Origin of the sequence: Dyadobacter sp. CY261, from assembly GCF_021440085.1 — a bacterium.
Lineage (GTDB): Bacteria > Bacteroidota > Bacteroidia > Cytophagales > Spirosomataceae > Dyadobacter.
On sequence record NZ_JAKCPW010000011.1, the window covers coordinates 292,202 to 307,787 of the forward strand.

The 15,586-nt window shown below is 49.2% G+C and carries 10 protein-coding genes; 2 read left to right on the forward strand and 8 right to left on the reverse strand.

Annotated elements, in window-relative coordinates:
• Positions 1-112 precede the first annotated feature (112 nt).
• Positions 113-1,135, reverse strand: coding sequence for an LLM class flavin-dependent oxidoreductase (locus LZD49_RS27535; RefSeq protein ID WP_234671021.1), 1,023 nt, complete (start codon positions 1,133-1,135; stop codon positions 113-115).
• Between the two features lie 385 nt (positions 1,136-1,520).
• Here LZD49_RS27535 and LZD49_RS35850 point away from each other — a divergent pair, with 385 nt between their 5' ends.
• Together LZD49_RS35850 and LZD49_RS27545 are read left to right on the forward strand one after the other, a co-directional pair.
• Positions 1,521-2,465, forward strand: coding sequence for an AraC family transcriptional regulator (locus LZD49_RS35850; protein ID WP_310590507.1), 945 nt, complete (start codon positions 1,521-1,523; stop codon positions 2,463-2,465).
• Positions 2,431-2,997 carry an alpha/beta hydrolase fold domain-containing protein gene (locus LZD49_RS27545; protein ID WP_234671023.1) on the forward strand — a complete coding sequence of 189 codons (567 nt, stop codon included), beginning with the start codon at positions 2,431-2,433 and terminating at the stop codon, positions 2,995-2,997. The genes LZD49_RS35850 and LZD49_RS27545 overlap by 35 nt, the downstream gene beginning before the upstream one ends.
• Positions 2,998-3,179: 182 nt before the next feature.
• Here the strand turns inward: LZD49_RS27545 and LZD49_RS27550 are convergent, their stop codons facing one another.
• The 7 genes from LZD49_RS27550 to LZD49_RS27580 all read right to left on the reverse strand — a co-directional run bounded on the left by LZD49_RS27550 (position 3,180) and on the right by LZD49_RS27580 (position 15,301).
• Entirely contained in the window at positions 3,180-4,643 is a 1,464-nt protein-coding gene (locus tag LZD49_RS27550) for a BNR-4 repeat-containing protein (RefSeq protein WP_234671025.1), read from the reverse strand.
• Positions 4,644-4,678: 35 nt separating this feature from the next.
• Positions 4,679-6,871 (reverse strand): polysaccharide lyase family 8 super-sandwich domain-containing protein, encoded by a 2,193-nt coding sequence (locus LZD49_RS27555; protein ID WP_234671027.1) that lies wholly within the window; start codon positions 6,869-6,871, stop codon positions 4,679-4,681.
• A gap of 27 nt (positions 6,872-6,898) precedes the next feature.
• On the reverse strand, positions 6,899-8,764 hold the full coding sequence (locus LZD49_RS27560) for a heparinase II/III family protein (protein WP_234671028.1): 1,866 nt from the start codon (positions 8,762-8,764) through the stop codon (positions 6,899-6,901).
• 93 nt (positions 8,765-8,857) lie between these two features.
• Positions 8,858-9,841, reverse strand: a complete 984-nt coding sequence (locus LZD49_RS27565; protein WP_234671029.1) for a DUF4466 family protein — start codon at positions 9,839-9,841, stop codon at positions 8,858-8,860.
• An 18-nt stretch (positions 9,842-9,859) separates the two neighbouring features.
• A complete protein-coding gene (locus LZD49_RS27570) occupies positions 9,860-10,267 on the reverse strand; it encodes a DUF5018 domain-containing protein (protein WP_234671031.1) in 408 nt (135 codons plus the stop codon).
• A gap of 40 nt (positions 10,268-10,307) precedes the next feature.
• The gene (locus LZD49_RS27575) at positions 10,308-12,146 is read right to left on the reverse strand and encodes a RagB/SusD family nutrient uptake outer membrane protein (protein WP_234671033.1); all 1,839 of its coding nucleotides are present in this window, start codon (positions 12,144-12,146) and stop codon (positions 10,308-10,310) included.
• A gap of 11 nt (positions 12,147-12,157) precedes the next feature.
• On the reverse strand, positions 12,158-15,301 hold the full coding sequence (locus tag LZD49_RS27580; RefSeq protein ID WP_234671034.1) for a TonB-dependent receptor: 3,144 nt from the start codon (positions 15,299-15,301) through the stop codon (positions 12,158-12,160).
• Positions 15,302-15,586 lie beyond the last annotated feature (285 nt).

Sequence of the window (15,586 nt, forward strand, 5' to 3'; positions counted from 1 at the left end):
AATGTTGTGTCCAAATGCGCAAATGAAAAAGGTGCAGGACTTTCCCAAAACGATTTCAGAAGATCTACGCAGCGTGATCTGTTTGCATTGCCGGCCAGTTGATGTCCATTTTTCACGCATTTTGCCTGATCAGTGGAATTACTTTGCTGCCGATCAACTCAATAGATCGCATTAACTTTTGGTGACTAAGACCTGCATTATCCATCTGAAAAGTGAATCGATCCACACCACCAAGGGCTTCGCTATGTCTTAAAAGCTTTTCGGCAACCTTTTCCGGCCCGCCGATAACAAGTACACCTTTGGGTGCGATCAGATTGTCGAACTGACTCTTGGTAACGGGTGGCCATCCGCGTTCACGTCCTAATTTTGTCCATAATTCAGCATACCCCGGGTAATAATCAGCAATGGCAGACTGATCGTTCTCTCCAACGTAACCAGGTGAATGCAGCCCGACCCTGAGTTGATGTGGGGCGAAACCGGCCTGCTGACCCGCTTTTCTATACAGATCGATCAATGGTCGAAAACGCTCCGTCTCGCCGCCTATGATGGCCACCATCAGGGGTAGCCCTAACATGCCGGCACGCACAAACGATTCCGGTGTTCCGCCTACACCCAGCCAGACCGGTATCTTTTTCTGAATAGGCCGTGGATATATGGCCTGATCTTTCAATGCTGGTCTGAATTTTCCCGACCAGGTAATGAATTCCTCATCACGGATACGCAGCAGCAGGTCCAGTTTTTCCTTGAATAAGGCATCGTAGTCGTTCAGGTTAAATCCAAACAATGGATACGCCTCGATAGCCGAGCCCCGGCCGACAACCATTTCCGCCCGGCCTTTGGAAATAATATCGAGCGTCGCAAAACTTTGAAATACCCGGACAGGGTCGGAGGTGCTTAGTACGGTCACGGCACTCGTTAACCGGATTTTTTTTGTACGGGCCGCTGCTGCTGCAAGTATCACCGCAGGAACAGAGTCCAAAAATTCCTTTTTATGATGTTCGCCAATCCCAAAAATATCCAGTCCGGCCTCATCCGCGGCAGCTATTCTGTCCAATAGCTGTTCCATGGCCTCTTCACTGCTTAACGCATTGCTTCCGTACATAGCCGAAGCAAAACTATCTATGCCTATTTCCATTATTTACTGTTTAATATTCCATTACAAACCCAGCCTGCCCACTTTTTCGTTCCCGGCTCTTTGCAGATATCATTGAACTACCTCTGTCACAACTGGAAAATCCATTTTAGGAACCAGTATCAGTACTCATAACACGAATTTTTCCATATGATAAATGAATTGCTCACAATGAATCCTATCTTCCGCTAGTTTCCGAAGATGCCACTACCTAACAGCTCGGGATAACAGTATCTGGAACCACTTTGTAAAAATTTGAACCGTTTTGGGAGGATACTGATTTGATCTGAGTACAATATATCGCTAGCTATTCAAAATTTGATTATGAGCTACTTGCTGCCTGATATTCCCATATTATTCCGTCTTCCCACCATATCACTGGCACACTATGGTCTGTCATGAATTCCTGCCCGACCCTCGTTTACATTCTTTCGTGCAGTGCTACCAGCTGCGCCATTTCATTTTTCCGGCTGGCAGCAACATTCCTTTCAAACCTTACGCACCACGTCCAGAGCAAACGCTGGCGTTTTTTCCGCGGGGTGGCGAGCGCGTTGAGCATTTAGCCAGCAATACCCTCATCTCGCGCCCGCGTTCTGCCATTATCGGACAGTCTTCCGAGCGAACTAATCGGCATTTGGTCGGACCAGAATTTTGTGTATTACTGGTCAATTTCCACCCAGGCGTGCTTTATCGAATCACAAATCTTCCATTTTATGAGCTGACAAACACTTTTGTGGATGCCGAAGATGTTTTGCCAACGGAAATAAGGCGTGTTAACGAAAGACTCAGCAGTGCCGGCTCACCGCAGGAAATGATCAGTATTGTGGACAGGTTGCTACTGGAACTGACTGCTGCAATCAGGAAAGATGCGCATCCGATTGATACAGTGACGCGTCAGCTGGTCCTGCACCCGCAGGAAACATCCGTACTTGCACTCGCCGAATCGAGCTGTTTCAGCCCGCGTCAATTCGAGCGCCTTTTTAAAGAAAGAATGGGGGTCAGTCCTAAGCTTTTCATCCGTATTGCGAGAATGACAAAAGCATTTTGTCTTAAATACAATCACCCTGAACTCGACTGGCTTAGCATAGCATTACTGTGCAACTATCATGATTATCAGCATCTGGCGAAAGATTTTAAAGATTTGGCAGGTGTTGCGCCAACAACCTATCTAACGCAAGAAAAGGATGCGCCTGAACGTCAATTTGGATTGCGGGATTCTTCGCTGGCTGACAAACTTGTCGCGTTTTTACCACCAGTAAAGCTCACAAACACAACAAATTTGGAGAAAAACCGGAAGAATGAAAACGCAACTGATTTTGATACTGGCAATTAATATTCTTATCCCTGTTGTCCAAGCCCAATCCTGCAACACGGGCGAGCTCGATCCGCGCGTAGCACACGCTTTAAAAACAGTTCTGCATGATCTGCCAGGCTCGCCAGCGACTTCGGTGGAACAAATTCGCGACGTGCGAGTTCCTGTACAACCATTTCTAATGGAAGATCAGACAACGCTAAAATCTTATCAGAAGTATGCAACCGGCTATTTCCAGACCAAAGCATTTAGTGAATTTGCGATCCAAAAGTATGCGCCAAATGAAGATTTGAACAACCCGGAAATCGGCCCGATAAACCAGCAGGATCTGGGTGGTTTGCCACCAGCTCTGGTGCTTACAGCTGAGTTCGACCCGCTTCGCGATGAAGGTCGGCATTATGCCCAGAAGTTGCGAAAGGCCAAAGTTCAGGTTTGGGAATATTGTTTCGCCGGACAGATCCACTGCTTACTTGGGTTGCCTCCTGACTCCAAAGAGCAACAGCATGCGGATCAATTACTGCTGACCACCATGCAAGCTGTGTTGAACCGGTAGCTTGCCGCTCCACTACAATCAGTATTTCAAAAAACAATTTATGACTGCCAGTGCTTTTACGAAATATTCTAATTTACGCGCGTGTTCGGAATGGTATAACTTATTCTCTGTGTCAAACATATACGATGCTTTCCGATAGCCCGCAACTGCCGAGCTTCCGACACCAGGAGTGATCAACTAACCTATCGCTCATTAGATATCTCGGGCGTAATCATTGCTTCGGTGGTATGTCGCGGCAACTTATACACCACTCCCCTTGAATCAGTGAAATACAAATAGGATTCTGACGGCTTCCTTCCGTGTCCGTCGGCCCAAATACCGTAAAAATCAGATCTGGCATTAAGGGGTTTGCGGACGTAAGAATGGTTCATGGGGCTGTTTCGGGTCATTTGCTTCTCCATAGTCCAGGTATTGCCGCCGTCATTGCTGCCCCACATCGCTACCTCGCCACCCGGGTTGTAAGCCTGGGGGCCGTCAATGGTCGGCCCTATTACTTTTAGTTTCTTGTTTGATTCGACATAAACAGAGCCCATGTCATAGTTGCTGTCCGAAGTTGTCACCAGACGGTGCTCCCATTTATTTTGTTTCCAGCGGAAAAGCGTCCACTCCCTGGGATTATTAACAGGCCCGGCCTCAAACCCTTTACTGGCGATCACCAGTATGGCCGGTTTTTGCTGCTTGTCAAACGTCATGTCGAGCAGATAACAATTCTGCTTCTCGCCCGCATAATCGTGAACCAGGGCCGGATTCTTCGTGTCGGTTAACGGCAACTGCGCCTGCTCTCCCTTTATATTTTGCCAGGTTTTGCCAAAGTCGGCGGTTTCCAGATAATGCAGGTTCGTTCGGTAATTAAGCCCTTTCCCTTTCGGGTGGTAATCAAACGCCACCCCTACTTTCCCGTTTGATTCCGCGCTGATCTGGTAGTGCCCGTCCTGAATATGGGCAAGCACTTTCCACTCATTCCAGTGCACACCATCCTTCGTTGTATTAAATCCGATCACGCGGTGACCCGCCTTATTATATTTTGTAAAAAGCGCAATAAAGCCCTGTCCTTTAACAGGATAAACCTGAAAATAGGAGAAGTTGTTAAATGGAACTTCCTGACCATTGACTATCTCTGTTGCTTGTATTGTTTCAAAATCCTCAATGAAATAAGGCTGTTTACTCTTATGAATGTAGGAAGGGCGGGCTACCCCATGCGAAGTGGAGAAAATCCAGATATACCCCTGATCATCAATTGATATCACCGGGTTATCGTGTGCATCTATTGTTTTCTTATCGAGCAAGGTCACCGGATTCGCCAGTTTACCGGTATTATGGTCAAAGTAGGATACGTTGTGAAGCAATGTCGAGTTTGTGTCATCGGTGCCTCCAAAGCAGAAAAATGTCTTGTTTACCTTTTTTTCATAGATCGCAAATGGCCGGTGATTGGCAGGATATAGAGCCAATCCGCCGCTGTATTTGTAAACATACTCATCATTTGACGGCTGGTTCATATACCAAATCCCTTTGAAACCGTCAGCTTTTCGAAGGATCAGCTCCGCTTCGGCATATTTGAGATCCGGAGGAACCTCCTGGGCCAGCAATGTTCCGGCCAGAAAACCTAAAAAGAATGTAAAAACAATATGCTTGAATCTATCTTTCATCTTTGGAAGACTCTAAATTCTCGTTGTTTGGTTGCCTAGAATGCGGTATTTACGCTTTGTCCCGCCATTCCGCCATCGGGCATCCGGAAAGTAAGCAGGGTCTGACCAGCGCCGGCGTCCGAACTTTGAACTTGATCGAAAACCGGTTTCAGTTTTTGGCTTACTTCCAATTGCAGCTGTGAACGGCTGCCGGAAGGATCGGAAATGGTGATCTTAGTCACTTTGTTCCCTTTTAATTGCAGCATTACCATACAGGCATCTTTCGTCGTAACAGATAGTCCCTTTGCGATTTGAATTTTACCGGGTTTATAAAAAACAACTTGCACCAAGCCCAGCTCAATGTGACGCACAGCCTGCATTGCGGGTGAATTGGCAATGACCTGAACAGGTAGGTTTTGGCGATAGGCGTCGATTTCGGAAGCGCTCATTCCGGCTACAACAATGTACTGATAGTCTGCATCAGAAGGTCGTGCACCGTGATCGAGCCAAGCCTTGAAAACCTCCTTGCTGACCTTCTCGTCAGTAGCCCGGGAATGGTGATTGATTTCCCGCCAGCTGCCCGTCTGCTGCTGATTGCTTACATGCAAGCTCACTGGTTTTGTAAAAATATAAGCCGTGCTATCATGGTGTACCCAGCTTGCCTTTTCCAGCTTATGCCCGCCTTTTTCCAGCGTACGGATCTTGCCTTCCACCCCGGCCGACACCTGCTCAGTGAGCAGGCTCTGGTTCAGTGTGGTTACTACATTGTTGTCCGCATCCGCAGTGAGGCCTGCTCCGAGTGCCACAAATTCTTTGTCGAGAAAGAACCATGCTTTCTTTGCCTTCAATGGATCGTGCACGCTGGCGAAATCGAATGCAGCCGCTCCGTAGCGTTGATCCGTCACCCCGCCTGTAAAATCATTGATACCCGGTTTCGCCAGCTCTTTCCAATGCGGCAGCTCCGGTTTTTGCAAAACAGTTGTTCCCGGTATTTTTTGCCAGTCCCAAACCGGAAAAATCCCGTCGAACTCTCTGCCCGTTCGCGAAATAAAGTTGCTCCCGTCGCCGTAATGGTGATTTTTAATTCCCTCCTCATTGTGAGGCTGTTCCATGTTCGCGGCCCGCTTGCTGTGCATCCGTACCGAAACATAATAGTCCGGGCGCTGATGCGTGTAATAGTGCGAATGCCAGAAATAGTAATCGCGCGTCAGGTTCGGCTTTACTTCTCCTTTTCTGATCCGGATGATATTTTCCAGCTCCGCTTTTCGGTAGGAAGTCGCCCTCAGCAGGTTTTCCGCCAGTTCCGGACCGGCAGGTTTCAATGCGCCTTTACGACTAATCCCCCGGTTTTCCGCCCCGGGATCGGGATATCTTCCGTAAATGTGCGATTGAGAGATCCCGTCCAAAAAGTAATCGACCAGCAGTTTCATCGGCTCATCGGGCAGTCTGAACTTTGTGCCTTCGGTTTTGACGGCCCAATATGCAAATGCATTCGCGTATCCGGTTCCGTATGCCAGAGTCGAGATCACATTGTCGGTCCGGTGGTGAAAGCTCAGGTCCGGCTTTAAGCCCCGACCGGTTGAGACCTTGATTTCCGAAACCATTACCTCCATTACTTTGGCCAACACTTCGGGATTCCGTTGAAAAAGCGCCTGCTTGGCGCGCATTCCGGCAATCTGTATCAGGTCGCCTCCCGGCCGCGCACCGGAAGCTTCCAGGTTGGCCCGGCCTGCTATTCTTACACCCTCTTTCTTCTGGTTTTCAGTCAGTTCCTCGTCCATAACGAGCAGGATGTTGACCATCAGGTGAGGAGTTCCCATTTCGTTCCACCACCAGTTTTCACAAATAAAATCATGCGCAAACCAGTAATCGAGGGCATTGGAAACTACTTTTTTCACCTCGGATTTACCGAAATATGCAGCGCCTGGCTTTTTCAATGCACGTGCCAGTTCAAGCATATTGTTCAGGTGCTCGCTATGCTCAAATCCCGTGCGTGAAACGTCCGTATAATTGATCCCGGGCCAGGTACCATCTTGCTTTTGGGTGTTGATCAACTCTTCAACGTGTTTTGCATTGATTGGCGGTTTGAGAAGATCTTCCACCACACGTTTCCTTATTTTTTCAAGGTCAGCGTCGGGCTGACCCTGGCCGGCTTCAACAGGTATAGCAACGTTCTCACCAGGTTTACGCAATTGCTGAGCGTAGGTGAGCTGCACCAAAAGAAGCCATAGAGTTAAGACTTTTTTCATCAGGTTCAGGATAAGGTCAACCAGGTTTTACTTCCACGACACAAGAGGCTTCACTTTCGGAACTTGCGTCGATGGTGAGAAAATCGCATTAAAGCTTTCATCAGAATTCGCGGGTATGGTCACTTCAAAGCCTACAAATTGCGTGTTCGGATTAGGCGCGTCGTAATCGTGGGTCGGGGTGGTGGGCCAGGTTTTGATCTCGATGTTCGCTTTCGTTTCAAACACAATCAACATTTTCTTTCCATTCTGCGACAGTTCCACCGTTTTGCCGTCGACCACTTTTACAGTGGCGCCCGTGAGCAGATTCCAGCGCATTTGGGCAGGTTTATCTCCGGTTTTCACTTCATCTCTTACCACCACCCATTTTTCGTCACGGATGGCGATACCGCGTTTGGCAGCAGTAACCTGGCCTTTATAAAGATCCGAAAGGTCAGTCACTGCCATCATTTCAGACTTGCTGTCAGACCACGAATCGATCTTGGCGTAGCCCTTTGCATTCATCAGCTGACCGTCAAAAGACAATGTATTGTGCGCAAAATTGTTAAGACGAAAAACTTCCCAGCGCTGCGAGTTCTGCGTGCGATTCCACAGGTCCACTCCCTTTGTTTCCAAAGAATTGTAATCCTGCATACCGAAATCCATCGCCCAACGCTCCCCCTGCGCATCGATCACGAAAGAGCCGATATCCATGTGGGCGTGGTTTACGGAAGGCGACCCCGTTTTCAGACCTACAAAAATGGCATTTGGGTCCGTCCAGGAAGTGCGCATGAGCGCAACCGGCGAAGGCCCCTGCCCTACCCATTGCTTTTTTACCGGCGCCTTAATCGCGCCGAGATCCGTTTTAATACCCCAAACCAGCAATGCCGGTAAAATACGGTTGCGCACATTGTTGCCGGTCTTATCGGAAAGCAATGTTTTCTGTGTCCACAGTAGAGAAGGGTCTCCCGTCTTTTCAGCATACCAGAACATCGCAGGGCTAAGTCCCTCTTTCAATCCGCTGTCGCCCCAGTTGTGCGCCAGGCCGGTAGGTCCGACCAAGTTTTGAAGAAATCCGGCGGTTTTCAGGAAACCGGGCGATTGCGAAAGTCCGAAGTCCGTACCCAGCGCTTTTTCAATCGCACTGATAAACAGCACATTGAAACTTGTTCCGTAGCCCCAGTAGCTAAACCCTTCCGGATAGGCACCGTCGGGTTGGTACGAGGGCAGCATCGCTTTGGGAATGGTGGCGACAGCTCTTGAAATCACTTTTGCCGCGATTTCTGGCTGACTTTCTGCAATAGCCAATGCGCCAAAGGACATTCCGGCATTACAAACCTGGTTCCAGTTATGCTCCGCATTCAGGAAAGAACTATGCTTTTTTTCAAATGAAGGTTCAATTCCCTTTTTGAGAATGGCTTCACTGATCGTGGTTTTGGCCTGGGCTGAAAGTCCGTCGTAAAGCCAGTCGTAGCCAATTGCCACCGCCATGGTCATTTCGGCCACATCCAGGAAGTGCGTCGGGTTCCAGTCTTCGAAAGCAGACACCGCCAGCATTTCCTTTTCTGCACGCCTGAGATACTTTTCGTCCTGGGTCGTCCGGTATGCATATGATAATTGAAAAACCCGCCTTAAACATTCCCGCGATTTGTCAAGCAGCCTTTTGCCGATTTTGATTCGCTCGACGGGCGCCGTGTTAATCAGCTTGTCGCATTCAGCCAGAATTTCCTGGTGGATCGCATTCCATTCCGGGTGTTTTCTAATCTGGGATAAAATTTCCTGCTCCTCCCCTTTCAGCAAAAGCAGCCTGGGATGCCCGGCCTTTAAAGATTTCAGAACATCGGGTGCGGACTGACTTTGCACGGAAAAACCCTGAAAAGTCAGCAGTATTATAAGTAGTATGACGATTTTTTTCATAAAAAGGGCGGTTAGGAAATGAATGCAACCGCACTATCCCGCAGGCTGCTAAAAACGTAACCTGCGGGAAATGCAGCAAATGACGGGGCAATGCTATTTCATCAGGTAGCGCTTGATGCTGATCTTGGCGCTTTTGGTATTGTTGTTAACGGAGTTCACGTACACGTAGGCGCGGTACTTTCCATCCTGTGTTTCCACCCAAACACCCGCTTCCGCACGCATGTTGATCGCATAGTCGGGCGCTGCGGAGATGTTTAGCTGCTGAAAATCCAGGTCATCAATATATACGCCATACTGCAATCTCGCCAGGTGGAAATCACGGAGGTTCCATACTTTTTGCACCTTGGTACTACGGGTCGCCCCAGCCGGCAGGATTACACCCGGCAGGTAAGTTTTGGCAGAGGGCGACACCAATCCGTGTGAAAAGGTAATGTTTGGAATAGAGCGGTACAAGTACACGAGGTCTATTTTAGATGCATTCGCGGCAGCATCAGCTGCATTGTAGACAGCCATATCCTCAATCGAAATGAATGCTTTGGTACTGTCGACTACGTCCAGATCCAGTACCATATCCATTTCAGCAATTTTGTAAGGTCCCATTGAATAGGAAACCGATTGTCCATTGCTTGCCTTGGCTGTAAATTGGAACGAAACTTCTTTTCCTCTTGCCGTAGTCGGAATGCGGTAAAAGTACCTCAGCGTGGCAGCGGATGTATCCTTAGTAAAAGTCACAGTCGTTTTACCACCGCTATTCACCGATTTGCTTCCTACTTCGATGCCAACATCTTCGCCACTTCCATTCGTATAAAACGACCGGTTTTCAAGGTAAGTAGCCTCCGCACCGTCGATCATTGCCGTCACTTCCGCAGAAACCAGCTTTCCCAACGTCTTTGGCAGCGCCATCGCATAGGCAAACTCAATATTCATTCCGACCAGGTTTGGTCCGAGCGTTCTTTTAATTACATCATTCTGAAGTTCCTGCTTTAACGTCGGGATCGCATATTCTTCCTCTTCACAGGAAGAAAGGGAAACCATCCCGATCAAAACTAGAAAGCAATACAAATAGGTATGTTTCATGATCTTGCTGTTTAAGGGTTACGGTGTTTGCACTGTGAGATTGACCGTATAGGTTTTCCTGACTTTGCGGTTACCCGACACCACGGTATACTGCTTCGGTTTGGAGAGATCGGAAAAGTCTTCTTTTCCGATAATCTTCGGTTCCAGCTTTGCGTCAGTCACAAGCGAGAATTGCGGATACAGGTTTTTCAAGTCGGTTCCGTAGAAAACCTTTACATTGATCGTCTGTGCAGTAGTGTCAATCACCGCGTTTTCAACTCTTACCGTTTGAAAATCAGGACCGAGGAGCTCGAAATTACTTACATAACACTGGCTGCGGGTCGTAATCAGCAGCCCGTCTTCGTCCACAGGGAATTCTTCTTTGCAGGATACCAGCATGCCGACTGCAAGCATCATTGCCGTGACCCATTTGATATATTTTAGCATTGGATTGAATGTTAATGTTTTAAAAATTTTCACAACTGAGCTATAACCACGGTGTATTCTGGGTCAGGTTCGGGTTGCGGTCACGCTCGCCCGGCGGAATGCGGAAAATGTAGTTCTGCTGGTAAGTGCGCTCCGGTACATTTTGAAAATACCTTTGCTGGTTGGCTCCGTGCGTATCGATCCGCCACAGACCTTCGGTGTAAGGCGCTCCCCACACCCGTTCCTGCGCACGCCATCTGCGGATATCAAATCCACGGTGGCCTTCGGCTAACAGTTCGACGATCCTTTCCTGCTCAATGCTGGCGAAGAATGCATCCGCACTGGCCGTTTTAGCCGCTTTTAGCGCTGGCAGGTTTCCACGATGACGTACTTTGTTGACCAATGCAATCGCATCAGCAGTCGGACCTTTTGTCGCATTGGTGGCTTCGGCGTACATCAGGTATACGTCGGCCAGGCGCATGACCGGGAAGTTGTAATCTCCGTCACTGCGCCCCTGTCCTGCATAGTTGCGCAGGAACTTGCGGAACACGTAACCGGAGTTGCTGCCGTCGGTATTGTAGGTCGTATATTTCACGCCGTCGATGGTAACAGGCTGGTTCCAGGTTTTGTAAATGAACGGCGACCAGCCAGTGGATTTCAATGAGGCCAAACCGATACTTACCTCGTAGTCCCACATGATGGAGGCTTTCATCCGGTAATCGCGGTTCTTATAACTTTTCGGATTTACGGCAGAGTTTGCGGCAGTACGTGCACCTGCGTCAACCGGGTTCATCGGTATCAATTTTGGCGCGAAATCCCCTGTTAGCGTCGACTGATAGCGGTCTGCAATTTCATAGCGTGGTGCTACCCAGAGCTGCGAACCTTCATGAGAACGTCCGGCGAAGTCGCGCATCAGCTCTTCTCCCTGCGCCGTCCCCGTACCTCCGTGCGTGAAGCCCATGATGATCTCAGGATCGTTATTAGCAGCCGGCGTGAACAGGTAATAGTAATTAGGTAGCTTGTCGGCTTTGCCCAGCGAATCTATATCTCCAGGCTCTCCGTTGCGGAACAGAACCAAACCATAATCATTAATGACAGAGTTAAAATCTGCCGCTGCTGCCGTGTAAGCTGCTGTTGCCGCATTGGCATCGGGTTTGAAATTTTCCAGCTCAGGCCAGCCAAAACGATTCCAGCAAGCCCAGTACAATTGTAGTTTCCCGCGGAATGCGAGTGCTGCGGGCTTTCCGGCGCGCCCTGCCCCTGCTGCTTTGGCAGGAAGCTTGTCGTAAGCGTAGGTAAAATCAGCCATAATGGAATCCTTTACCTGCGCAATCGGCGTGCGGGTCAGCGTGGATACATCCGAGTTGGCCTCAGCGATTTTTGTAAAATACGGCACGTCTCCCCACATGGAAATCAGGCGGAAATAGGCCATTCCACGAAGCAGCTTAGCCTCTCCCACAATCGCTTCCAGCTTCGGTATTGACTCCGGCTTTGCGGTACGCAACATCCTCTCGACATTGGTGATCACATAATTGGTGCGATTAACACCTCCATACAAATACCTGTACATTTTGTCAAAATTGTCGCCGTAACCACTCGGGTTATAGTCGCCATCGTGGTATGCGTCGCCCAGGCGCAGGTTGCCGCTGGTGGCGCTGGTACCGCGGGTACGCACATATTCGCCATGACCATCGAGATAGTAATCGCGGTCGAACAGCGGCCGCACCGATGCATAAGCTCCATTGAGCGCGAAGGTCGCGTCATCTTCGGTTTTCCAGAATGCATCGGCAGCCAGTTCGGTAGTCGGGTCCTGTTCAAGCAGGTCCTTCACACAGGATCCCATACTTAAAATGAGGCCAGTGAGGGTGATCGCTGATAATATATGTTTGATACTTTTCATTGGAGTAGCTTTTAAATTCCTATGTTGATACCGACCGAATAGGATTTGTTCAAAGGATATGCGTCGCTTTTATTGCCGGCTTTTTCCGGGTCAAGCCCGCGGAATTTGGTAATGGTGGCCAGGTTTTCAGTCGATGCAAAAATGCGGAAATTGGTCATTCCCAACTTTTTAGTGAGCGCTACCGGCAAGTTGTAACCCAGCTGAATGTTTTTCACACGCAGGTACGAAAGGTTATCAAGCCAGAAGGTGGTTTCCTCGCGGTTCGCATTGCCATTCAGCCTCGGCCATTCTCCGTCCCGGTTCTCGACAGACCATGGATTATCCCAATGCGCTTGCGTTGAAGCGTAACGTTGTGCTCCGAAATTGACATTGTTGTAGATATTGATCCAGTAATCCTTCCGCCCCGTAGCTCCCTGCAGAAGAAATGTCAGGTCGATCCCGCGCCACGAAACGTTGCCATTCAATGCGAAGTTGGTAGTCGGGCGGTCGCGCTGCACTTTGGGGTAGGCCACTTTATCATCGTCGGAAATCCTTCCGTCCCCGTTAACATCCTTGCGCAGTATATCCCCCGGCGATGCGCCTTGCGGAGTTGCATTGTACACATCCTGCCAGGTCTGCGCAATGCCGGCATCCTGGTAGGTGTACAGGTATCCGTAAGGAAGGCCGAGAAAGACTGAATTTCCGGAATTTGTCGATGTCCTTCCCAAAAACTCATTCCAGGATTCCAGCTTGGTCTTGTTATGAGATGCGTTGATGGCCAGCATGTAACTTACCTCCCCTTTGCGGTCGCGCCAGGTCAGGTTTCCTTCAATACCGCGGTTCCGCAGGTTCCCGATATTTTTGCGCGGCGCATCATACGCACCTGTGAGCAGGATCGACATTTCCGACGGCCGGTTCATGCCGGTAGTCAGGCGATCATAGTAATCGATTTCAGCGGTGAGCCGGTTGTTCAGGAAGCCTAGATCCAGACCGAGGTTAAATACTTTCGTAGTCTCCCAGGATAGGTCTTTGTTGACCAATTTTCGGTTTACAAATCCCTTCACAATCTGCCCGTTGACCATATAGTTATTCGCTGCGAGCGTCGACTGCTGCTCATAGCGGCCTACCCCGCTGTTGTTTCCCAGACTTCCGTAAGAAGCGCGGATCTTTCCATTGGTAAGAATTCGACTGGTAAAGCGGCTGATAAATGCTTCCTCCGTAAACCGCCATCCAACGGCTGCGGACGGGAAAAAACCAAACTGGCTACCCGGAAGAAACCTGGAAGAACCATCAGACCGGAAATTGACTTCCAGCAAGTATTTGTCAAAAGCGGCATAATTAACGCGCCCGATGTAGGAGCGCAAACCTTCTGTGGAAGAGTTGCCACCGGTTGATTGAATGTCCGTCAATGCGGCATCCACCTCGTGAAGTGACGGGTGCAACCTGTCGTTCCGGGAAGTAGCCTGGTAGCGGTCGTACCAGTATTCTTCACTATAAACAAACATTGCGCCGATCTCGTGGTGTTTGGCAATGGTCGTATTATAGTTCAACCGGCCGTTTAACAGTGTTTTATATCCTGTGTTCGTAAAATTGCCCACACCCGCATTCGGTCCCACATACACGCGGCTGCCGAATGCGTTAGTCTGGAAGTTGTAAGACTGATTAGGCGTGTTTGCATTCCAACGGAACTGGTTGAAGTAATTGAGTGCATAATCAATCCGGGCTGTCAATCCCTTGATCGGCGTCCAGTCAATGTACATGTTCGCATTTGCCTCCTGCCGGTTTTGCCGGTTAAGCTGGTTTTGATAGAGTGTGTAGGGGTTATAAGCCTGCGGATCCTCATTATAGGCCATTACACCACCGTAATAACCGGTTACAGGATCATAAGGCAGGATTCCGGGAATTGCAAACTGCATGTCGAAACCGGCTGTATTGGATGCATCGTCATCAGTAAAGCCGTCTTCCAGGGCATACGTCATATTCGACCAGTTGCCATTGAATTTGACACCGGTATTAATGTTCTTCCTGATCTTATAATCGTAGTTGAACCGGGCATTGTAGCGCTTGAAATCGTTGTTGATCTGCAATCCTTTTTCATTCATCAACCCCACTGAAATAAAGAAATTGGACTTGTCGCCGCCACCGGAAGATGACAGGTTGTAGTTCTGCACGGAACCGGTGCGCATGATCACATCCCACCAGTCGGTGTTGGGATACGCAACCGGATCGATCATGCCCAGCGCCATCCATTGGTCAATGGTGCCGTCTTTGAAGTTGAAGTTGGAACGCAGGGTGTTCACAGCCGCTGCACGCTGGTGAAGGGTGAGCGTTCGCGCATAATCTGCGAGGAATTCATAGGACTTGGTAGGAACCTGAACCCCGTAGTTTCCGGAAAAATTAATTGTCGCTTTTTCCTGGCCTTTACCCGATTTGGTTGTGATCAGGATTACGCCATTGGCTGCACGAGAGCCGTAAACTGACGAAGATGTGGCGTCTTTCAGAACGGATACCGATTCGATATCATTCATGTTCAGCCGGTTGATATCTACATCCGGCATACCGTCCACCACCACCAGCGGACTGGCGTTGTTGACAGTTCCCAAGCCACGGATCACCAGCGACGCATTGTTGCGGCCCGCCATACCTGAGTTCTGATTCACGGCAAGGCCAGGTACCAATCCCTGAAGACCCGAGGAAACATTGCTGAGTGAGCGGTTGGTGATCTTGTCGTCGATCTTAATGGCCGACACGGCACCGGTCACATTCACCTTTTTCTGGCTTCCGTAGCCGACTACAACAACTTCTTCCAGCGATTTGTCTTCCGGCGCGAGCTGAATGCTGATCGCCGTACGGTTGTCGACTGCTGCTTCCTGGGGAACGTAACCAATGAAGCTGAATGCAAGCACAGAAGAACCGCCTGCTACCGTAATGGTGTAATCTCCGTCCGGATTGGTGGTGGTTCCATTGGAGGTGCCTTTTTCGATGACGTTGACACCAGGCAGCCCGGCTCCTTTTTCATCGGTTACCTTACCGGTAACAGTTACCGCGGCCTTCGTTTCCTGCCTGACGCTCGTCAGGGTGCTGCTTCTGGCTTCTAAGTTCAAGCCTGGACACAGCCAGATCCCTGACAGGACTGCGAGACTTCCCCACGGAATGCGCGTAGAGGATTGTTTCATAGTTAAGTTGGTTTAGAGTGATTTGTACCCACAGGTGACGTAAATCCATTCAAACGTCCCTGACTATTTTTATAAATAATATTTAAATAATCTAGGATGTCCATAGCCAACTACTTTGTGTAAGCACGCTCTAAATACTGCCGGGCTACAATGAAAATATTATAGAAAAGCTGCGAAGAATTGACATAGACTGGATGGGATTGGCTAGGGCGGACGGCACGATTCATCAGATTGAGGCTTCAAACTTGTCTCAAATACCCCCTCAATATGTTCGAAATGACAGCG